Annotated in this window: 22 protein-coding genes and 1 riboswitch; of the genes, 12 read left to right on the top strand and 10 right to left on the bottom strand. The window is 46.4% G+C overall.

Annotated features, from left to right (window positions below; translation table 11 throughout):
• The first annotated feature begins 65 nt into the window (after positions 1–65).
• Positions 66–599 (top strand): cysteine hydrolase family protein, encoded by a 534-nt coding sequence (locus ASG02_RS00290; RefSeq protein ID WP_056059910.1) that lies wholly within the window; start codon positions 66–68, stop codon positions 597–599.
• A gap of 17 nt (positions 600–616) precedes the next feature.
• A complete protein-coding gene (locus ASG02_RS00285; protein WP_035412190.1) occupies positions 617–2068 on the top strand; it encodes a nicotinate phosphoribosyltransferase in 1452 nt (483 codons plus the stop codon).
• A 51-nt stretch (positions 2069–2119) separates the two neighbouring features.
• On the opposite strand, the gene ASG02_RS00280 is transcribed toward ASG02_RS00285, so the two are convergent.
• Complete coding sequence (locus ASG02_RS00280) at positions 2120–2446, bottom strand: hypothetical protein (protein ID WP_029342848.1); 327 nt, start codon at positions 2444–2446, stop codon at positions 2120–2122.
• Positions 2447–2587: 141 nt separating this feature from the next.
• Here ASG02_RS00280 and ASG02_RS00275 point away from each other — a divergent pair, with 141 nt between their 5' ends.
• On the top strand, positions 2588–3079 hold the full coding sequence (locus ASG02_RS00275) for a YwpF family protein (RefSeq protein ID WP_035412187.1): 492 nt from the start codon (positions 2588–2590) through the stop codon (positions 3077–3079).
• Here the strand turns inward: ASG02_RS00275 and ASG02_RS00270 are convergent.
• Both ASG02_RS00270 and ASG02_RS00265 read right to left on the bottom strand, forming a co-directional pair.
• A complete protein-coding gene (locus ASG02_RS00270) occupies positions 3076–3666 on the bottom strand; it encodes a histidine phosphatase family protein (protein WP_035412184.1) in 591 nt (196 codons plus the stop codon). The genes ASG02_RS00275 and ASG02_RS00270 overlap by 4 nt on opposite strands.
• A 17-nt stretch (positions 3667–3683) precedes the next feature.
• Positions 3684–4673 (bottom strand): alpha/beta hydrolase, encoded by a 990-nt coding sequence (locus ASG02_RS00265; protein WP_052019150.1) that lies wholly within the window; start codon positions 4671–4673, stop codon positions 3684–3686.
• Positions 4674–4842: 169 nt separating this feature from the next.
• On the opposite strand from ASG02_RS00265, the gene ASG02_RS00260 reads away from it, so the two are divergent.
• Together ASG02_RS00260 and ASG02_RS00255 are read left to right on the top strand one after the other, a co-directional pair.
• Positions 4843–5856 carry a metal ABC transporter solute-binding protein, Zn/Mn family gene (locus ASG02_RS00260; RefSeq protein WP_035412181.1) on the top strand — a complete coding sequence of 338 codons (1014 nt, stop codon included), beginning with the start codon at positions 4843–4845 and terminating at the stop codon, positions 5854–5856.
• Positions 5857–5925: 69 nt separating this feature from the next.
• Positions 5926–6030: riboswitch (SAM riboswitch) on the top strand.
• An 81-nt stretch (positions 6031–6111) separates the two neighbouring features.
• Positions 6112–7422 carry a Na+/H+ antiporter NhaC family protein gene (locus ASG02_RS00255; RefSeq protein WP_035412179.1) on the top strand — a complete coding sequence of 437 codons (1311 nt, stop codon included), beginning with the start codon at positions 6112–6114 and terminating at the stop codon, positions 7420–7422.
• A gap of 39 nt (positions 7423–7461) precedes the next feature.
• Here the strand turns inward: ASG02_RS00255 and ASG02_RS00250 are convergent, their stop codons facing one another.
• A complete protein-coding gene (locus tag ASG02_RS00250; RefSeq protein WP_035412176.1) occupies positions 7462–7665 on the bottom strand; it encodes a hypothetical protein in 204 nt (67 codons plus the stop codon).
• 160 nt (positions 7666–7825) lie between these two features.
• On the opposite strand from ASG02_RS00250, the gene ASG02_RS00245 reads away from it, so the two are divergent.
• Positions 7826–8638, top strand: a complete 813-nt coding sequence (locus ASG02_RS00245) for an aldo/keto reductase (protein ID WP_056059907.1) — start codon at positions 7826–7828, stop codon at positions 8636–8638.
• A 126-nt stretch (positions 8639–8764) separates the two neighbouring features.
• Here ASG02_RS00245 and ASG02_RS00240 read toward each other — a convergent pair whose 3' ends face one another.
• The 3 genes from ASG02_RS00240 to ASG02_RS00230 form a co-directional block, all read right to left on the bottom strand.
• Complete coding sequence (locus ASG02_RS00240) at positions 8765–9226, bottom strand: hypothetical protein (protein WP_023469641.1); 462 nt, start codon at positions 9224–9226, stop codon at positions 8765–8767.
• Between the two features lie 86 nt (positions 9227–9312).
• Positions 9313–10758, bottom strand: coding sequence for a sodium:alanine symporter family protein (locus ASG02_RS00235; RefSeq protein WP_035412170.1), 1446 nt, complete (start codon positions 10756–10758; stop codon positions 9313–9315).
• Between the two features lie 182 nt (positions 10759–10940).
• Positions 10941–13394 carry a CoA-disulfide reductase gene (locus tag ASG02_RS00230; protein ID WP_056059903.1) on the bottom strand — a complete coding sequence of 818 codons (2454 nt, stop codon included), beginning with the start codon at positions 13392–13394 and terminating at the stop codon, positions 10941–10943.
• Positions 13395–13595: 201 nt separating this feature from the next.
• Here ASG02_RS00230 and ASG02_RS00225 point away from each other — a divergent pair, with 201 nt between their 5' ends.
• Positions 13596–14123, top strand: a complete 528-nt coding sequence (locus tag ASG02_RS00225) for a YbjN domain-containing protein (protein ID WP_023469644.1) — start codon at positions 13596–13598, stop codon at positions 14121–14123.
• Between the two features lie 151 nt (positions 14124–14274).
• Positions 14275–15450 (top strand): hypothetical protein, encoded by a 1176-nt coding sequence (locus ASG02_RS00220; protein ID WP_035412165.1) that lies wholly within the window; start codon positions 14275–14277, stop codon positions 15448–15450.
• Between the two features lie 193 nt (positions 15451–15643).
• Here ASG02_RS00220 and ASG02_RS00215 read toward each other — a convergent pair whose 3' ends face one another.
• Both ASG02_RS00215 and ASG02_RS00210 read right to left on the bottom strand, forming a co-directional pair.
• The gene (locus ASG02_RS00215; RefSeq protein WP_035412163.1) at positions 15644–16210 is read right to left on the bottom strand and encodes a GNAT family N-acetyltransferase; all 567 of its coding nucleotides are present in this window, start codon (positions 16208–16210) and stop codon (positions 15644–15646) included.
• A gap of 102 nt (positions 16211–16312) precedes the next feature.
• Entirely contained in the window at positions 16313–16930 is a 618-nt protein-coding gene (locus tag ASG02_RS00210) for a YitT family protein (protein ID WP_035412160.1), read from the bottom strand.
• Positions 16931–17341: 411 nt separating this feature from the next.
• On the opposite strand from ASG02_RS00210, the gene ASG02_RS00205 reads away from it, so the two are divergent.
• On the top strand, positions 17342–18691 hold the full coding sequence (locus tag ASG02_RS00205) for an FAD-dependent oxidoreductase (RefSeq protein ID WP_056059899.1): 1350 nt from the start codon (positions 17342–17344) through the stop codon (positions 18689–18691).
• A 153-nt stretch (positions 18692–18844) separates the two neighbouring features.
• Here ASG02_RS00205 and ASG02_RS00200 read toward each other — a convergent pair whose 3' ends face one another.
• Positions 18845–19318, bottom strand: coding sequence for a VOC family protein (locus ASG02_RS00200; protein ID WP_056059896.1), 474 nt, complete (start codon positions 19316–19318; stop codon positions 18845–18847).
• 131 nt (positions 19319–19449) lie between these two features.
• On the opposite strand from ASG02_RS00200, the gene ASG02_RS00195 reads away from it, so the two are divergent.
• The 3 genes from ASG02_RS00195 to ASG02_RS00185 all read left to right on the top strand — a co-directional run bounded on the left by ASG02_RS00195 (position 19450) and on the right by ASG02_RS00185 (position 21991).
• Positions 19450–20334: an SDR family oxidoreductase gene (locus ASG02_RS00195; protein WP_035412151.1), complete on the top strand. Its 885-nt coding sequence runs from the start codon at positions 19450–19452 to the stop codon at positions 20332–20334.
• 122 nt (positions 20335–20456) lie between these two features.
• Entirely contained in the window at positions 20457–21008 is a 552-nt protein-coding gene (locus ASG02_RS00190) for a maltose acetyltransferase domain-containing protein (protein WP_035412148.1), read from the top strand.
• 98 nt (positions 21009–21106) lie between these two features.
• Positions 21107–21991: a hypothetical protein gene (locus ASG02_RS00185; protein ID WP_035412145.1), complete on the top strand. Its 885-nt coding sequence runs from the start codon at positions 21107–21109 to the stop codon at positions 21989–21991.
• The last annotated feature ends 16 nt before the right edge of the window (positions 21992–22007 follow it).

Raw genomic sequence — 22007 nt, 5'->3', positions numbered from 1 at the left:
TCTATGTGAGATAGAGTACAATGTGAAAGAGAACACTAATTCAAAACCGAAAGGGGCTCACGCACATGCGCGCTCTGATTGTCATTGATTACACGATCGACTTCGTTGCTGACGAAGGGAAGCTGACTTGTGGAAAACCAGGACAGGCGATTGAAGACCGGATCGCTACATTGATGGAGGAATTTTCAACAGAGGATTACGTCGTCATTGCCAACGATATTCATGAGGAAGGTGATACGTTCCATCCGGAAACTGTCCTTTTCCCGCCGCATAATATTCGCGGAACACATGGACGTGATTTGTTTGGGAAAGTCGCAGCCATGGCACGTGTCGCTGATCACGTCATTGATAAGACGCGTTACAGTGCGTTCGCCGGGACGGACCTTGATTTACGCTTGCGTGAACGTGGTATCCGCGAAGTCCACCTCGTTGGCGTCTGTACGGACATCTGTGTCCTTCATACAGCTGTTGATGCCTACAATCTCGGATATCATATCGTCGTCCATGCCGATGCGGTCGCAAGCTTTAACGCGACGGGTCACGACTGGGCGCTTACACACTTTAAACAATCGATCGGCGCAGAAGTCGTCGGCGAATAAGAAGGGATTTGTCCGTTATGTTACAACGTAATCTTGCACTCCATACCGATCTATACTTACCACGGTGGATGTATATCTACTGGAAAGAAGGACGTCACAATGAACGTGCCGTCTTCGATGTCTACTACCGTTCGAATCCGTTTGCAGGAGGGTATGTCGTCTTTGCGGGTCTTGAGAACATCATCGAGTACATTCAAACACTCCGTTTCACGGAAGAAGACATCACGTACTTGCAAGAGATGATCGGCTTCCCAGATGAATTCAAGGATGAACTGCGTCAATTCAAGTTCAACGGTTCGATTTCCAGTGTCAAAGAAGGTGAGATCGTCTTCCCGAACGAACCATTGATTCGGATCGAGGCACGAATTTTTGAAGCGAAACTCTTACAGACCGCGATTTTGAACATCGCGAACCATGAATCACTCATCGCGACGAAGTACGCACGCATTCGTCAATCGGCACCCCGTGCGAAGTTTCTTGAAGCCGGTGCCCGACGTGCGCAAGGCATCGATGCTGCTTACTTCGGAACGCGTGCTTCGTACCTCGCTGGTTTTGACGTCACAAGTCTTGCTTCAGCAGGACGCGATTTCGGAATCCCATGTGGCGGAACGATGGAACATGCCGACATTCAATTCCATGATGATGAACTAACAGCATTCCGGACATTTGCTTCTCACTATCCGGATCAATCGACGTTACTCGTCGATACGTATGACACACTCAAGAGTGGTCTGCCGAATGCCATTACGGTCGCAAAGGAACTCCAAGCCAAAGGACATAAACTGCGCGGAATCCGAATCGATTCTGGTGACTTATCTTATTTGTCAAAACGTGCTCGTAACATGCTTGACGAAGCCGGCTTCCCAGAAGTCGACATCGTCTTGTCAGGGGATCTCGATGAGTACGTCATCCAAGATTTGCGCATCCAAGGCGCCCAAGCGAATACGTTCCTCGTCGGAACACGTGGTATTACAGCTTACGAGCAACCCGCTCTCGGAATGGTCTATAAACTGGTCGCACGTGAAGTAGACGGCGAACTCACGCCTGTCATCAAAGTGTCCTCGTCAAAAGCCAAGACGACGACACCACACATCAAGGAAGTCTATCGCATCATCGATCCGGTGACGGATAAGTTTAAAGGGGATTACGTGACGTTGATGGATGAGGATCCATCGACACTTGAAGCCGTCGATCTCATCGACGTCCGGGACCCATCGTTCCGTAACCGTGTGGAGCAGTTCAAGGTCGAACGCTTGCTTGAACCGATCTTCAAAGATGGAGAGCTAATCTATACAGTTCCAACGATCGAAGAGATCCGTCACTTCCATGAAACGCAGATTGGTCGTCTTTGGGAGGAGTACAAACGTCTCCGTTTGCCAGAGATTTATGCCGTCACATTCAGTGACCGTCTCTGGAAACTCAAACTCGACATGATTCGGGAGACACGACTCGCGAGTGGTTTAAAATAAGACGCACAAACAAGCGCCGTTCTTCCTCCCTCAGGATGAACGGCGCTTTTCTCATGTTAATCCTGCTTCGTTTCCGACAGGTGTCATTTCTGTTGGCGCTTGTTCCATCTTCTTACGAAAGTACCACGCGAAACCAAGCGCACCTCCGATGAAGACGATATACGTTATGCGTTGACCGAATTCTGCTAAGGAATCCGCGTAAAAAATACTGATTAAATGATCACTTCCACTAATGAGTAGCAAACAGGCAATCAGGAGCGCAATGCGATATGCAAGCGTCGGGCGGTCTGTCGGTTCAGCATGCCAATACATGATGATATGGTGGGCAAGTAAGACAATACCCAGGATTCCTAATATTCCAATGAGTACTTGCGGCATAATGAACGATCCTCCTGTTAGTAATATCTAGTCTTATTTAAACATAGTTCATACGAATTTCGTCAGGAAAAGTTTCCCGTCCCACATTCCTCACGGTATACTGTAGAAAAATCGTAAGCGATCAAGGGAGGGCATTTTTTCATGAAAACCTTTAAATTATGCACATTGCGCATTTTAATGGACGAGTCAGGACGGGATACGACGATTCCCGTCGCCATTCAAGACGGACTAACGGTCAGTACCGAACAAACGGCACAATGGGTCGCAGAAATCGTCGTTCCTTCGAGCGATCAGCCGATCGTCGATGAATTGTTCACAAAACATTTACGTGCTTTGATTGAAATCACGATCTCACGACCCGATAATGACCCTGCCGCGATGATCGTCACGCCTCTTGAACGGACTGCCTTAAGCGAACACGTCTCCTATGTCTTCACTGGTAAGATGGTCATGATGAAGAATGATTTATCCGAATCGATCTTACGTGAAGTCGTCGAGGATGGATTCGCTGGTGAGGAACTCGTCCAAGAATACAAGGATCGTCGTTCAAAACGCGGTGCACATATCACGAGTATCGCTAAAGAAACATTTAAACAGTATCTAGCAGAACATCCAGAAACACCGATTTCTTAAGGTTTTTCGACTTCGTCCGTGATGTGATCCGCTACATTGATTCGATCAATCGTATAGTGGTCCGTATATTGGATATAATTCGCACATGCATTTTTCAAAGGTGTCCGGTAACTGAATGTCTCATCAATCGACGATAAGGCTGCTTTGATCGTATGCGAGTGACAGACGATTAAGATTCGTTTCCCCTCATACGTTCGTGTCACTTCCTGTAATGCTTCGAATACGCGATCCTGAATCGCTTGTTCCGTTTCAAGACCCGGAACACGTTTCGTATCGTTCGCTTGAACAGCTTCATAAATCGACGCAACCGGTTCACCGGAAGCAGCACCAAATTCACGCTCGACGAGTCGGTCATCGGTCGCTGTGATCGTCAATCCGACAGCACGTCCGATGATTTCTGCTGTCTCAACAGCGCGAGACAACGGGCTTGCTAGCAAGACATCCCACTTTTCATTGGCTAGATAAGCGGCGCTGAGTTCCGCTTGTCTTTTTCCTGTTGCATTCAACGGGATGTCTTCTCTTCCTTGGATTCGTTCATTTAAGTTCCAATCCGTTTGACCATGTCGCACTAAACAAATTTCAGTCATGCCTCTGTCTCCTTCATTCAAGAAATATGACTGATTGTATCATGTTTTTCATCGGGAAGTTGTCGCGGTGGCAATAACAACACCTGACAAGTGAAGCGTTCAATTCGTTCGAGCAGTCGTTCAATTTTCAATGGATTTTCTGTCTGTGCAAAACTAGCAAGTGAGTGGGTACCGTTCGGAAAAGAAAACAAACGGACATCAGCTCCGACATCGGCTCCTTTTTCAACGAAGTGAAGAGCTTGGGAAAACGGAACGATTGGATCTTTTTTGCCATGCAGGAGCATGATCGGTGGGGCGTCTGACGAGAGATGCGTCACAGGTGAAACGTGGGTCATGAGCTTGCGCCATTCTTCCCGTCCACCTTTATAAAACTTAATGTGAGCGATCCAGGTCTGAATGAAAGTAAACAATAAAAAATTCGTCGGTGGATATAAGGCAATGACACCACTGATCAATGGCATGTGTCGTTCATCGCGCTCACCAACGAAAGCAGATGGGGCAAGTGCCGTCGTCAGCATGAGTGCAGCTCCGGCTGAGTCTCCCCATACTATCATCCGTCCTCTTAAAATGCGAAGATCTTCTGCTTCTTTGTTCAAAAAGCATAAGGCATCCCGTACATCTTCGAGATTATCCGGAAAATAACTCCCTTCTTCAAACAGACGATAATCGATACTACAAACAGCAACCCCAAGTTCAAGCAGGCGATCAACGATCGGGCTAAAACAGAACAGATCCTCGCGCTCTCCACGAACGAATGCGCCACCGTGCGCGTAGATCGCGACCGGAAACGGTCCTTCCCCCGGCGGATAATAGAGATCGAGTTGTAAGGTACGGTCTCCCACTTGTTTGTAAGTGATTGTCCGCGGTGCGAGTTGTTTTTCTGTGATTGGCAAGGCGGGTTCAGTCCACCGAAGTAATGCACCGTAATTGTTCCAGATACTTGCTCCCGCAGCTGCTGTCGTTAGTAGTGCAGCTCCCCCCATTAGCCATGCAGTTTCACGTTTCACTTGATCACCTCCAAAAGACGTATCAATTCCTTCATTTTATTATCCTTTTACCCCGTTTTAAAAGAAGTCGAACGTCTCGGTATTCGTACTTGACGCTTCTCAAACGTTCCGCTATAGTGAAAAAGTCCAAATCGGAATAATTACGTTTTAATAACGGAGGTAACATATAATGAAAAAAATCATTCCTGCTTTAACGGTCGCATTCGCGAGCGCAAGTATCCTCGCAGCTTGTGGATCAAACACCGATTCATCGACTTCAGATGATAAAAAGACGGAAATCTATACATCGACGTTCGCAACAGCTGCCATTGCCCGTGAAATCGGTGGTAATCAAGTCAACGTCAAGATGATCGTCCCACCTGGAGCAGATCCGCACTCCTATGAACCGACGTCAAAGCAACTCACTGAGATTGCCAAAGGTGACCTTTTCCTTTTGACGGGTACGACACTTGAACCCTATTCAAAAAAAATCCAAGAGAGTCTAAAAGGCACGGACGTCCGGTTCGTCGAGACGAGTAAGGATGTCACTTTGCTGGAATCGGATGCTACGCTTCACGCACATGAAGAAGAGGGACATACAGAAGAAGAGCATGCGCACGAAGATGCAGGGCACGATGATCACGCAACTGATGAACATGCGCACGAAGAGGAAGAACACGATCATGGAAAATACGATCCACACGTCTGGCTTGATCCTGTCAACGCCAAAGCAATGGCACGTTCTATCACAGTCGCCTTATCAAAAGAAGTACCAAAAGACAAAGCAACATTCGAAAAAAACTTGAAAGCGTTCGATCAGCAAGCTGACGCACTCGATAAAGAGTTCAAGCAAGCCGTCGCTGACGGATCAAAAAAAGAACTTCTCGTCACACATGCAGCTTACGGTTACCTCGCCGAACGATATGGTTTCACGCAGCTTCCAATCGCCGGAATTTCCCCTTCCGATGAACCCTCACAAAAACAACTGGCTGCTTTAGTGAAAGAAGCGCGGATGCATGATTTGAAACACGTCGCGTTCGAAGAAACGGTTTCACCAAAGGTTGCGCGTGTCATCCAAAAAGAAATCGGAGCTAAATCCGTGACGATCCATAACCTCGAGTCGGTGACGAAATCGCAGCAAAACAGCTCGTATTTTAAGTTGATGGAAGAAAACGTCCAGACGTTAGAACAGGCACTTCAGTAAAGTACAGTTGACACGCGTTACTCAATGCGGTACGGTAAGAAACGTGTTTTACAACAATTGAATGACTTCTTTTTATCGCGAGAAACGGAGGGACTGGCCCAATGATGTTTCGGCAGCGGACGATTTGATTCGTACTGTGCCAAATCCAGCAAGCGAAAGCTTGAGAGATAAGAAGAGCGTCTTTATTTCATAAAGACCTCCTTCTTTCTTGCGAAGGGGTCTTTTTTTGTATCTTTGAGAAACGAGGTGTCAACAATGAATGAAATGATCACGCCTAACAAATGGGCACTGCTTCCCCTCGTCGTATTTCTGGTCCTCTTCATCGGAGCCGGTATCTTCTATGACGACTTTTACAAATTCCCGATTCTGATCGCTGCTTTGATCGCGCTGATCTTTGCTGCAATCACGACGAAAGGATCGATTAATCAAACGGTTGAACGAATCGCAACCGGTGCCGGAAATCCCGATATCATGATTATGGTCTTCATCTTCTTATTAGCCGGTACGTTCTCTGGAACGGCAGAAGCAATCGGCGCCATTGATGCGACCGTCAATGCTGCCTTAACGTTCCTACCTCCGTCACTCCTGATGAGCGGTCTGTTCGTCATCGCTGCCTTCATCTCGATGGCAATGGGAACTTCGACTGGAACGATTGCTGCACTTGCTCCAATCGCCTTTGGTATTCATGAAGCAACAGGTATCAACGTTGCGATCGCAGCAGCGTCAGTCGTTGGTGGTTCGATGTTCGGTGATAACTTGTCGTTCATCTCGGATACGACAATCGCTGCCGTTCGGACACAAAAAACGAACATGCGCGATAAATTCCGGACGAACTTCATGATCGTTCTCCCGGCTGCCGTCTTAACGGTCATCTTACTCGCGTTCGTTTCTGGTTCTGGCGATGCGGCAGCAGCTAAAGCATTCGAGTTCTACAAATTAATTCCGTATCTCGCCGTCATCGTCCTTGCACTATTTGGTGTCAATGTCATTCTTGTTCTCGTCGGTGGCACATTGCTCACTGGAATCATCGGTATGATCGACGGTAGCTTTGGCTTAAGTGGGTTCGTCCTTTCGATGTCTGAAGGAATGATGGGCATGGCAGAGATTTCAATCTTGACACTCCTCATGGGTGGTCTCGTCAGTTTGATCACGTTCAATGGCGGAATCGCCTACTTGAAAGAGACGTTGACGCGCAAGATTTCACAGCGTCGCGGTGCTGAATTCAGTATGGCAGCACTCGTCAGTGCGACGAACCTCGCAACGGCGAACAATACGATCTCGATTCTCGTCGCTGGACCACTCGCGGCTGAAATCGCTGATACGTATGAAATCGACCGCAAGAAATCAGCGAGTATTCTTGATATCTTCTCTTGTGGTATTCAAGGCATCATTCCGTATGGGGCACAACTGCTGATCGCAGCAGAGTTGACGAAGACAGCTTCACCAGAACTGATTCCGTATCTGTTCTATCCGTTCCTGCTCTTCGTCTGTGGATCGATTGCCATCATCTTTGGTTTCCCACGTCCGAAAAAATCAGTTGCTCAACAGGAAAAAATCTCTTCTTAACCAACGACAGGTCCGATCATGGTGATCGGACCTGTTTCATTATTTTTTCTGCTTCGCTTGTCGTTCTAAAATCAAATACGCGATTGCTGGAAGTGGAAACTGAAGGAGTCCCGCACCTCCCCATACCCACGGGTTACGTCCTGATTTTCGTGCACTGAAAAATAAGCTAACTGCTTGCGTGACCAACAAGGCACTAATACTAAGCCAAGCTCCCTTTGATAGCTTTTTATTCTTTTGAGCCATCCTTTCTCCCCCCTCTTTCTGACATACGGTCAGATGTGATGAATTCTCTTTTATTTTAACCCATTCTATTCCTCCATGAGCATGGAAACGGACGGTTTCGTTCGTTCGTGCTAAACTAAACGAGCAAATCTAAACTACGTTTTATGAGGAGGAGTAACACATGCAATACGCAAAACTTTCAAACGGTATTACGATTCCCCAAATCGGATTCGGTGTCTGGCAAGTAGACGAAGAAACAGAAGCACCCGCTGCTGTTGCTGAAGCACTACGTGTCGGCTATCGTCATATCGATACAGCTGCTGTCTATAAAAACGAGCGCGGTGTCGCAAAAGGAATCAAAGAAAGCGGCGTGAAACGTGAGGATCTCTTCTTAACGTCGAAAGTCTGGAACGATGATATTCGTGCCGGTCGGACGAAGGAAGCATTCGCAGAATCGCTCGAACGTCTCGAAACAGACTACCTTGACCTCTACCTGATCCACTGGCCAGTCGAAGGCTATATCGAAGCGTGGAAAGCAATGGTTGAACTTTATGAAGCAGGCAAGATCAAAGCGATCGGTGTCTCGAACTTCAAGGAACATCACCTCGATACATTGGCAGAAGAGGGCTTGATGGCACCAATGATCAACCAAGTCGAATTGCATCCACAATTGCCGCAACACGAACTGCACGAATACTTGCAAGATCACAACATCCAAGTCGAAGCATGGAGTCCACTCATGCAAGGGAAATTCCTCGAAATCAATGATTTCAAGGAAATCGCAGAGAAACACGGCAAGACACCTTCACAAGTCGTCTTACGTTGGCACCTCGACAACGGCATCGTCGCTCTTCCAAAATCTGTTACTCCAGCACGCATTGCGGAAAACTTCGACGTCTTTGATTTCCAACTCGATGCCGATGATCTTGAGAGAATTGATCGTCTGGCAACGGATGTCCGCCTCGGACCGGATCCAGACGAAATCGATTTTTAATCTAAAGGTTATCGTAAAAAAGAACGGCTTCCATGTGAAGACGTCTTGCTTCATCTGAACGACGAGAGACCCGTTTCCAGTCTACGACTTGGAAGCGGGTCTCTTTTTTTTTATGATTTAAGCTGATCAGACATAATAAATTAAAATCGTATCTTCCGCTTCTTCTGCTTTTTGAAAATAGGCGCGTAAATCGGCGAACTGTTCCCAAACATCCTCGAATTCGCCTGGCGTTCCAGCTTCATCATGAATCGAAGCGAGTGCCCGCTGATCAAAGTTCCGCATCACTTCAGCGGAAATGATCAGAAGCGGTAAAGGAAGAATCCCGACGATCGCCGCTTTCTCTTCATTAACGATTAACTCTTCGCCAACGATCGCTCGTCCCAGGTTGTAATGTGTGTCTTGATCAATATAGATATCGATTTGATTCATCAAATGATAGATGGCGTTCGTCTGTTCGAGAGCGAATAATTGTTCATGATCGGGTTGTGTCTCATGAATGAATAAAATCCAGTCCATGATGATGTGGGGATCGTTTCCGAACGACTCCCAGACCGCATCCGTGACGCGGACGAAATGTACGTTTTCCATTCTCCCCCTCCCTTCTGTACTCTGTATTCCCTTTTTAAATTCGTTCTATACAAAAAAAGAGCCAGATTTCTCTGACTCCCTTTTCCTTAGATTGCTTTTTCGTCTTCTTTTGATTCCTGCCATGCTTCAAGCGTATCTTTCCCTGGCAAGTTCGGAATCGAGTCCGCATAAAACCGTGGCTCTTTCCCTGCTTTTCGTTGTGCCATGTAATCATCGAGGGCAAGCTTCGCAATCTTTGCGAGACGGAAAATCGCATACAGATTGACGATCGCCATTAGTCCCATGAAGATGTCCGCTAACGCCCACACGAGACTAGCTGACTCGACAAGTGAACCGAAGACGATCATGACGAGGACGAGTACGCGGTATGCCATCATGACTTGTTTATTTTCACGGATGAAGTTGATGTTCGATTCACCGTAGTAGTAGTTTCCGACGACGGAACTAAACGCAAATAGGAAGATGGCGAGTGCCATGAATCCTGTCGCAAATGATCCAACTTGTGACGCAAGTGCTCCCTGTGCTAAATCAATACCAGCTAAGGCATCTCCATTCGCATCTTTTGTCGGAACCCCACTGACGAGAACGATCATCGCAGTCGCCGAACAGACCATCAATGTATCGACGAAGACCGCGAATGATTGAATCAAGCCTTGTTTGACCGGGTGAGAGACTTCCGCTGTTGCCGCTGCGTTCGGTGCTGAACCCATACCGGCTTCGTTCGAGAACAAACCGCGACGAATACCATTCAGAACGGCCGCCCCGATTGCTCCCCCTGCTAACGTCTTAAACTCGAATAACCCTTCTTGGAAAATCAATTTAAAGACACTTGGTAATACTTCAAGATTCGTCACCATGATATAGAGAGCGATTAAGATATAACCACCTGCCATGATCGGAACCATGAACGAAGCGACTGTCGCAATACTGCGGACACCGCCAAAAATGATCAGTGCCGTCAAGACGACCAATCCGACCGTAATCCACATCTTATCCACGCCATATTGACTTTGTAGAGAAAGCGAGATCGTATTCGATTGGACAGAGTTGAAGACAAAACCAAATGAGATCGTGATCAGAACACTAAAGACAATTCCTAACCACCGTTGTCCAAGCGCTTTTTCCATGTAATAGGCTGGACCACCACGCCATTCTTTTCCGTCACGTACCTTGTAAATCTGAGCAAGCGTACTTTCGACGAATGCTGATGCCGATCCAATTAAGGCAATCAACCACATCCAAAAGACTGCTCCCGGACCGCCGAGTGCGATTGCAGCCGCTACACCCGCGATGTTTCCGGTACCGACACGAGCTGCCGTACTGATTGCGAATGCTTGAAACGGGGAGACACCATCTTTTCCATCATCTGTTCCTTGGAACAATAAGCGAACCATCTCCGGAATCATCCGGAATTGAACGAACCGCATCCGGAATGTAAAATAAATGCCTAACACGACGAGTAACGTGATCAGTACATTTGTCCATAACAAATCACTGGCTCTATTCACTAACGTCATTAATTCCTTTTCCATCATATCTCCTCACTTCCATCCGTCTTTTCTCTCTATTTGTATGTAAGTTTTTTTCACATGTGAATTATCATACGCAATTTTTTTTGAAAAATCAAACTCATCTATACCTTAGAACACAAAAAACGTGTCAAACCTCACATCAGATGTCAGGTTTGACACGTTCACATAAACAGTTTTTTAGATTAGATGAACAGATTCAAATTAGCACCATCCGTTGCACCAAGGTAACTGGCAACACCACCGTAATCAATGCCGTCGAGGAGTTCTTCTTTCTTAATGCCCATGATATCCATCGACATCGTGCAGGCGATCATTCGGACACCGGCCGCTTGCGCTTTTGCCATCATCGTCTCGAGCGCATCTACTTGTTTGTCCTTCATGACTTTTTTCATCATCTTTTGACCGGCTCCTGCCATGTTCATGTTCGAGAGCGGTAATTCTCCGGCATGTTTTGGCATCATCATGCCCATCATCCGTTCAATGCCTGCTTTCTCGACTACCGGTGCGTCTGGTTTTCGAATGATGTTCAAGCCCCAGAACGTAAAGAACATCGTCACTTGTTTCCCCATCGCTTGTGCACCTTGTGCGATGACGAAAGAGGCAAGTGCTTTATCAAGATCACCACTGAAGACGACCATCGTCGCATCGTCTGCCGGATTGACTTGAACCGGTGCTGCAGCAGGTATCTCTCCTTGCCCTTTTTCAAGCAAGACCTCGACGACCCCTTGATTCATCTCCGCTGAATGGACTGTGTGACCTAGTTTTTTCGCCCATGCTTGAACATCCGGCAAGAATCCTGGATCCGACGCTTTGACGAAAATCTGCTCGCCATCCGTCATCTGATCGATTTTTGTTTTCAGCTCTAAGATTGGGCCTGGGCACTGTAAGCCGCACGTATCGAGCAGCGTCACTTGTTCTGGTGCAGTCTTCGTTGTTGGTTCACGTTTCGTTAACGTTACAGCTGTCTCCTCCTTCGCTTGGCTTCGCGCTTCCTGATCACGATGCACGACCGACCATGTTTTGTAGCCGCCGCTTAAGTTTTTCACATCATAACCATGTTGTTGCAACAATTGACTCGCGACATATCCACGTAATCCGACTTGGCATGTTACATAGATCGTTTGATCTTTCGGCAGATCATCTAACTTCTCACGTAACGTCGGTAACGAGATGTTGACCGATCCCGGAATCGCACCTAACTCGTTTTCCGATGGTTCACGAACATCGAGTAACAAACCACCGTTTGCGACGATTGCATCGATTTCGTGCCAATGAACGTTCGTACTGTCACCTAAGACGATATTCGACGCGATATATCCTGCCATGTTAACCGGATCTTTTGCTGAACTATACGGTGGTGCATATGATAGTTCAAGATCTGGTAAATCAAGCACTGTCAAGTCGCCTTTAATCGCTGTCGCGAGGACATCAATTCGTTTCTCGACACCTGTCATACCGATTGCCTGTGCACCATAAATCGTTCCTTCAATTGGATCAAATAACAGCTTCATCGAAATGGGACTTGCCCCTGGATAGTAACCCGCATGGGATCCCGGATGGAGGTGAATCGCTTCATAACGCATACCGAGTTGACGCAATCGTTTTTCGTTGTTACCGGTAGAAGCGACTGTCAAATCGAAGACTTTCGCTACTGCTGTACCGAGCGTTCCACTGTACCGGACATCGCGCCCGGCAATGATGTCGGCGACGAGGCGCCCTTGACGGTTCGCCGGCCATGCGAGCGGCACATGTGTCGCTTCCTTCGTGATAAAATCTTTAACTTCGATCGCGTCACCAATCGCAAAGATCGACGGATCGGATGTCCGCAGTTGATTGTCGACTTGAATCGTCTGTTTAATTCCAAGCGTTAAACCAGCATCTGCTGCGAGCGTGCTCTCCGGTGCGACACCGATTGATAAGATGTTCATCTCTGTCTCAATCACGCGTCCACTTGTCAAGACGACACGACGACCTGCTTCTTCAAAACGAGCGACGCCATCTTCTAGAATCAGCTCGACGCCTTTTGCCCGAAGATGTTCATGAACGATCGCTGCCATTTCCGGGTCGATCGGAGCCATGACTTGGTTTGCCATTTCAACGAGGGTGACGTGTGCCCCACGTTCGACAAGATTTTCTGCCATCTCGAGACCGATGAATCCTCCACCGATGACGACTGCCCGTTCCGGACGTGTCGTATCGACGTATTCTCGCATCCGGTCCGTATCCGGAATGTTCCGTAACGTAAAGACATTTGTTGCATCACTCAGTCCTTTAATGTTCGGACGAATTGGTTTTGCACCTGGAGAAAGAATTAGATGATCGTACGATTCATCGTATTCTTCACCTGTGTCAACGTTACGGATCGTGACAGTCTTCGCTTCACGGTTGATCCGAATCGCTTCCGACAAGTTACGGACGTCTAAATTAAATCGTGCATGCATCCCCTCTGGCGTTTGGACAAGTAATTTATTGCGATCTTTAATGACATCTCCAATATAGTAAGGCAGTCCGCAGTTCGCGAACGAGATCTCTTTTCCGCGCTCGAGCAAAATGATTTCTGCCGTTTCGTCAATCCGGCGTAGTCGTGCCGCTGCCGTTGCGCCACCTGCGACGCCACCTACGATGATCGTTTTCATCTAAATGATTCCTCCTTGAAGTACTATCTGCCACTCAATATACCCTGTTAGGTATGTATTTTCAAGTCAGTTGCTTGCGGCTTCACAGATATGACATATCCCATTCGTTTTGTATTTTCTTCCTATCTGAACGGACATTAGTTGCATTTCCTTCTGAAATGCTTGAAACTAAATCTATAGTATATAAAGGGGGATTTTGCAATGGACCAGGAACGTAACTCGAACGAATCAAACGAGAACAATAAAGTGACACCGATTCACCAAGATCGTCAACCCGAAACAAACGAACAAGGAATCGCGCCACAACAGCAACAACACTTAGAAGCTTTCCAAGCTTTCCTCGTTGAAAAAGGCATTCCAATGGAAGCACGTGAGAATGAGACACACGTCTTCTTCATGACACAAGAAAAAACACCTGCAGGAGCAGAACCGATGATGATGATCGTCTTCAGTAAGACGACGACAGATGTCGAATTGTTCGCTCGTACGGTGACACACGTACCAGATGGTGTCGAGGATCTTCCGATTCTTAATGCCATTAACGATTTCAACCAAGAGTTCAAATACTTCCGCGTCGTTCTCGATAGCGACCGTGATGTCACGATCGCATCGACAATTGATCTGGATCACGGCTTCAATCCAGCAGCGATCTTCGGACATTCTGTCATGATGTTCCAAGCATCGGATGAAGTCTATACGTATTTGACAAAACTGTATGAACAGTTCTGATTTTTGATTTTGGACGGCTTTGGATTCTTATTCCAAAGCCGTTTTTTATTTAAAGTTCAATTAAAAATATGAATTATTCTCCTTACGTTCAGATTTCTGAAAACAACTACATGATAGAAACTTCTTATCACTTTTGTAGGAGGTCACGATTATGAAAAAGCGCATAAAACTAGCTTCGATCTTTATGTTAGCTGGCATCTTAGCTGCCTGCGGTTCGAACGAAACCGATACGACTGTACCGAAAAAAGAGCAGTCGACAGAAACGAAATCAGCGGATGCTGGAATCGCTGCAACGACATTGATAGATGAATTGACGATCTACAGCTCGATCAAAGCAGAACTCGACAAAGCGAAAGACGGACAAGCAATGGATTGGAAGATGGTCAAGACGAGTTATGAAGCAAAACTAAAAGGTGGTGTCAAAACGGTAGCACCAGAAATCGACCAAGTCATTCAATCCGCTTTAATAGATGTTGAAGCGAAGAATCTCGATCAGAACATCGCACGTCAACTCGTCGATAAAGGTCTACAATCCTATTTCTATCAATTACAAAAGGCAACTCAAGCAAAAGCTGAAGAAGCACTCGTTGCGGGTAAACCGGAAGCTGCAACAGAAGCACTCAAAGATGTCGAAGCAATGGCAAAGACCGTTTTCATCCCGACAGCGAAAAAGTGCGACGTAAGCTACGATTTCAAAAATGAAGACGCGATTGCTCAAGCAATTACTTCTGGTCTATCTGCTCAGCAAGAAGCCATTGATACTAAAAAAATCGGTGACTTCAATGTCGCGAAACAAGTAACGGATAAATCGATTTATCGTTCGTTCTACTTGGCTGCACTCGATTATGCTCAAAAAATCGAGGATGGTGTCAAAAGCGGGACGGACGAAAAAGAATTACAGGTAGGGCAAGCAGAAGGATATGCTTCCCTCCTTGCAGTTGAAAAATCTTTAGCGGATGGCGAGGAAGAGGCTGTCAAAATACTAAAAGAACGTTATGACTTCTCGAAGACAAAGCCAGCTGACGTTTCTTACAAAGAAATCGAAGGATTATTCGCACAAGCGTTGACGGAAAAAGTCGACGAATCTCATGAAGAAACACAAGAAGCAATCGAGAAGAAAGACATCGATACAGCACGGGCAAAAGCAATGGAAGCTAACCTGTTCATCGTTGCGATGAAACCCACGCTTGAAAACCGTCTCGGTAAAGAAAAAGTAGCGCAAATCACTAAAGATGCGAACGAATGGTTCGCGCTCGTTGAAAAAGGTGACGTCAAGGCCAAAATGATAGGTGAACGGATTACGGACGCACTCAAACCATTTAACTAAGCAAAAATGTTATGAAAACGGAGTGCTAAGGTGAACCTCTTCATGTCTACACCAAGCTTCCGCTTTACGAGTGATGCCCGATACGAATCAGAAGACGCGCAAGCGATTTGTATCAACTAACGATGCCATGATGGCATGACTATAAAAACCATGTCGATTCCCGAATGACACTGTGGAGATCGACATGGTTTTTTCATTGCTGTATATCGTAACGACGTTCCATATAATCAAAGGTACCGCCACTAATTTCAATCGTCCGGACCGGTTTAAAGCCAAGACGGCGATACAGTCGTTGCGCTCCAACGTTCGTTTGATCAGCGTTTAACGTAAACGCTTGTAGTCCCTGTTTCTCGCCTACTTCCGCTGCTGCCTGCAACAGTTCCGTACCAATTCCTTTTCCACCATGACGCGCATCCACTGATAAGGTATCCAGGTAATAGACCGGTCCTTCCGTCTCGACGTCGATCTGGACGTCTTGACCTGTCCACTGTTTCAATTGTTCTTTAATTGGTTCGTCGAGTTGTTTCGCCTCTGTTCCGGCATAAGCGATCACGATGCCCGCTACTTCGTCCTTGATGATTTTCACGAGGATGTTCTCATGACTGAGCCGGTTTCCGGTTTGGGAAACGAAATAAGCGAGCCTTTCTAGAACCTCTTCTTTTTCTGTCGTTCCCGTCAATGTCTCAGCAATCTCATGAATCGCTTGCTCAATCAACGGGGCAATCTGTTGTGCTTCAGAAGCATGTGCTTGTCGAATCATCTAATCGTTCTCCTTTGAACTTATTTTCTAATTAATGAACCTGAAAAATCGGACTCGACGATGTCGAATCCGATACATAATTTTTTTAGATCTTCATCCATTTCACTGCGTGACTTTTTGTACGACAGGTGCCGGTACGATGATAGGCTCCCGTGTCATGACAGCAACAACACGACCGGCGATCGCTACGGCCAGTAATGTGTATAACGTCAAGCTAAGTGGCAGATAAACAAGTGAAATCACTAACACGATGGCGTCGAGTCCGAACAAAATCGTTCCGATCGATAGACCTGTCAGTTTACTGAGTCCCATCGACAGTAGATCGTCTCCACCTGTCGCTGCTCCACTTTTCAAAACAAGTCCGAGACCATATCCGGTCACGATTCCGCTAGCGATCGCTGCGATAAGTGTCGCTGGCCAAGCCTGTTCTGGAAAGTGGAACAAATCAAGTCGGTGCCACATCTCGTAAAAGAGTGATAACGCACCTGCTGAAAGTAACGCTTCGCTGACGAAACGTTTTCCTTTGAAGTACAAAGCGCCAATGAAAAATGGAATATCGAACACGATCATCGAGATCGAAGGATTGATATCAAAAAAGTATCGACCGAGCAACGATAACCCAATAAAGCCGCCTTCTGCTAATCCGAACTGTTCATTCAATGTGTAGTAACCGAACGCCATGATCAGCGTTCCGGTTAAGATGGTTGCGATTCGTTTCATGTTTTATTGTCCTCTCCCATTTACATCGTGGGAGAGGTTTTATACGTCCCGTTTGGGTATTCATCTATTTTCGCTCTCCCTGATTTTTATAAGCCATTACCGTCTTGTTCGTCTTGACCGGTACTGCTAAAAATCAGGTAAGCTGAATAGATGATTGGTCCTCTCGGTATCCATCGGTTTCCACCCCTTCATTAAAAATCTATTTTCATTATAACCCGAATTTCAGTAACTAAAACAGTTTTACGCATTCTTCACATAATCCAAACACTTTTGCTCACTCATTCACAATTTAGACAAGATTATGCTCAATGTTGAACAAACTACTTGAAAGTGAACTTGTGAAGGATTACACTAAGTATATCAAATGAATGTGATTTACATCACAAACAAAACACAAAGGAGACTTTACCCATGAAAGTAGCAGTCATCGGATGTACACACGCAGGAACAGCAGCAGTCAAAGAACTCGCTTCACAACAAGATGTCAAGATCACCGTTTATGAGCGGAATGACAATGTATCGTTTCTCTCTTGTGGGATCGCACTTCACGTCGGTGGTGTCGTCAAGCACGCGGAATCGCTATTTTACTCGTCACCAAGTGAACTTGCTGAGCTCGGAGCCGAGATGCGTCTGAAACATGATGTACTTGAAATCGATAGTGAACGTCAAACGATCATTGCGAAAAACCTCATGACTGGTGAAGTCGTTCACGATACGTACGATAAACTCATCATGACGACTGGATCTTGGCCAATCATTCCAATGCTTCCTGGTATTGAGTTGAATCAAATCGAGCTCTGTAAAAACTATCACCACGCTCAAACAATCATCGAAAAAGCATCAGATGCAGAGCGGATCACGGTCGTTGGTGCAGGCTATATCGGTGCTGAACTCGTCGAAGCGTTTGAAGCCTACGGAAAAGATGTTACGTTCATCGACAGTGCAGATCGCATTCTCAACAAATACCTCGACCGCTCGTTCACTGACGTCATTGAACGCGAATTAACAGATCGCGGCATTCGTCTTGAACTTGGACAAACCGTCCAAAGCTTCAAAGGAGAAAACGGTGCTGTCACACACGTCGTTACAGATAAAGGCACATTTGAAACGGATCTCGTCATTCTCTGTGTCGGTTTCCGCCCAAGCACAGAACTCTTAAAAGGACAAGTCGATATGTTACCGAACGGTGCCATCATCGTTGACGATTATATGCGGACGAGCAACCCGAACATTTTTGCTGCTGGTGACAGCTGTGCCGTCTATTACAACCCAGCTCGGACACATGCCTATATTCCACTCGCAACGAATGCTGTCCGGATGGGTACGCTCATCGGAAAAAACTTACTCGCGCCAAAGATTCGTTACCAAGGAACACAAGGCACATCTGGTCTTCGCTTATATGATTTGAACATCGCGTCGACTGGTTTGACAGAAGAAGCGGCACCCTTGTTCGGACTTGAAGTGAGCAGCACGACAGTTACAGATGCGTATCGTCCAGAGTTCATGCCAACAGCAGAAGACGTCCAATTGAAGCTCGTCTTCGAGACGGCAACACATCGTGTCGTCGGTGCACAAATCATCTCAAAAGTTGATTTGACACAGGCAATGAACACACTTTCTGTCGCGATTCAAAATGACATGACACTTGAAGAGCTCGCTTTCGTCGATTTCTTCTTCCAACCGCACTACAACAAACCGTGGAACTTACTAAACCAAGCAGCTCTACAAGCAATGAGCGAGCGCCAATCAGCTCGTGTCTAAACTTATTGCAAGATAGATTAAGTGCAATTTTTCTCTATTATGAGGAGAAAGATTGCACTTTTTGTTCATTTCGAACCGTTTTCTATAAAAGAACACGTCATGCAGTTTGCGATTTGAATGCGTAATCAATGACTGAACGTTACAGTCACCTCTTCATTTTTCCGTTTCAATCTGATAAAGATGCTGCCAGTCCTGATACGACATCGTTCCGTTCATCGTCTCCATATCAAAGCGTAACGGTGCGATCAATTCGAGTGAATTACCATCTGGATCCTCGAAGTAGATTGCTGCGTGCGCATGTGGATGATTATCGAGAATGAGCGGTTGATTTGCTCCTGCTACACCGAAGGCTGATCGAACTTCAATCCCTCTCTCCTTTAACCAGTCCTGTGCTTTGTCGATATTTTCATGCTCCATCCGAAACGCAACATGGCGAATCGACGGATGATACGGTAACTCAGCTTGACCTGCTTTCCATAGCCCCAACCAACTCTTACCGTGCTCGATCCAAAAGAAAGCGACGCGTTCATTTCGGAACGCACATTCAAGACCTAACTCTTCGTAAAAGACAATCGATCGTTCGAGCTCTTTGACCGGTAAATGGGCTTCATACAGTCCAGCAATCATCTTCTTCACACTCCTCTTTTTCTAGTGTAAGCCATCAATTTCCAAATTTACTACCATCAAAAACGTTTAATCCGACTTGTTGAGGGAACATACAACCTATACCAAAACCAACTTTCAGGAGGAATGTTTACATGGCTGCATCGAAAAATCCGTTAACAAAATACTTCAATGACGATTTCCCAAAACAATATCAGGACGCCCCAGCGGTTCAAGCAAAAATGGAACCTGTTCCCGATTGTGGAGAAGAAAGTTATAAAGGTTCTGGCAAATTGATCGGCAAAAAAGCACTGATTACGGGTGGCGACTCCGGCATCGGCCGAGCAGCAGCAATCGCCTACGCTCGTGAAGGGGCTGATATCGTCCTTAACTACTTACCGGAAGAACAACAGGATGCTGAAGAGGTCAAAGCACTCGTTGAAGCAGCGGGACAAAAAGCATATCTCTTACCTGGTGATTTAAGTGATGAAGCGTTCTGTGGACAACTCGTCAAAGAAGCACATGAATCACTCGGTGGACTCGACATTTTGGCACTTGTCGCGGGTAAACAACAAGCTGTCGAAAACATTCTCGACCTTTCGACGGAGCAATTACGCAAGACATACGAAATCAACGTCTTCTCCCTCTTCTGGGTCGTCAAGGCAGCCTTGCCACTCTTAAAGGAAGGCGCTTCGATTATCACGACGACATCTGTCCAAGGATATAATCCAAGCGCGAATCTCTTGGATTACGCTTCGACGAAGTTTGCCATCAACGGTTTCACGCGTGGACTCGCTAAACAAGTCGCGCCAAAAGGAATCCGTGTCAACTCCGTCGCACCTGGTCCGATTTGGACACCGCTTCAAATCTCGGGTGGTCAGCCAAGCGAGAACATTCCAGAGTTCGGGCAGGAAACACCACTGAAACGAAGTGGTCAACCGGTCGAACTGTCTGATGTCTATGTCTTCCTTGCTTCAGACGCTGCAAGCTATGTCACAGCGCAAATCTATGGTGTCACAGGTGGAATCGAGTTAGCATAAGGATCGAATCTCGACAGGGTAGCTTCGGCTATCCTGTTTTCGCGTGTCTTAACGGGATATCAGTTGCATCACCCGGTGCCATTTAGTCTAATGAAAGTAATAACGATGAAGGAGTGAATCAGATGACTGAAAAAGAAAAGATGATTAAAGGGGAACTCTATTTAGCACAAGATCCAGAACTTGTGGCCGACCGCATCCGGGCACAATCGCTCTGTTATGAGTTTAATCAATTGAGTGTCCATGATCGTGCCAAGCGAAAGATGCTTTTGCAACAATTATTTCAGACGGAGCAAGCCGACTTTTACATCGAACCGACCTTTAAATGTGATTATGGCTACAACATTACGTTAGGGGCTCGTTTTTATGCCAACTATGACTGTGTCTTGCTCGATATTTGTCCGATTACGATCGGCGACAACTGCATGCTTGCTCCAGGAGTACATATCTATACCGCGACCCACCCACTCGATCCTGTCGAGCGCAATAGCGGTTATGAATTAGGAAAACCGGTCGTCATCGGGAACAATGTCTGGATCGGTGGACGCGCGGTCATCAATCCCGGTGTGACGATCGGAGATAATGCAGTTATTGCCTCAGGTAGTGTCGTCGTCAAGGATGTACCGGCAAACAGCGTCGTTGGTGGAAATCCAGCTCGGATCATCAAGACGATCTAATTCTCATCAAATTCTAATCTGTTCCTCAGTTTCCTTTCACGTGGTCTGGTTATTCTATGTATAAGAACAACAGCCACTACTCAAAGGAGGACATCATCATGACTGAAAAACGAACAGATAAAGGAAATAAACGTTTCAAAAAAGGAATCGCTACACTTGCCGTAACGGGTACAGTCTTAACAGGAGCTGGTGCGTTCCTACTCTTCACAGGCCCAGGACACTCTCTCGTCAACTCGACGGTCACCACTTCACAGCAGGCAGAGCAAAAAGTCGAAGCTGCTTCGCGCCAAGTCAAACAAAAGCTTCCTGCTTCAATGCGTGACGATCAAGAAATCGAAGGCACATTGCAGAAACTATCAGATCGTTCGATGACGATCGACGTTAACGGTGACGCTCAGACGTATGACTTTGCTTCGTCAGTAGAACGTGAAGCCGTGCAAAAAGAGGATTGGGTCAAAATCGATCTGAATGCGAATCAGCAAATCACGGAACTTGAGCGAGAAGATCCAGATGATCGCAATGACCGAGAGGACGATGGCAATCGCTCAAATGATTCATCGGACGATGCGAATGAACGGTACGGTATCCTTCGTGCCCTATCACAAAGTGAATTGACACTCGAACAAGATGGACAAGAGACGATTTACGCAATGGCGGATCGTGCGGAACGTGACGTTGCGAAATCTGGGGATATCGTAAAAATCGAATTGAATGCAGATGGTCAAGTCCGTGAGCTTGATCGGGAAGAGGATGACGAAAATCGTAATGATGTACGCGATGAAGACCGTGACGATGCACGGGAGCAAGAAGTCCGCGGTACACTCTCTAAAATAACGAATCAAGAGATCATCATTGAACAGAATGGTGCGCAAAAATCGTACTCTCGTACATCAAACATGGAACAAGATGATGACATCCGAGTTGGTGGTTCCGTCAAACTTGAGTTGAACGCATCAGACGAAGTGACAGAAATCGATGAATGATCATTAAAGGAGGATG

The sequence above is a fragment of the Exiguobacterium sp. Leaf196 genome (assembly GCF_001423965.1).
Lineage (GTDB): Bacteria > Bacillota > Bacilli > Exiguobacteriales > Exiguobacteriaceae > Exiguobacterium_A.
This window is presented reverse-complemented; position numbering and strand designations above follow the sequence as displayed.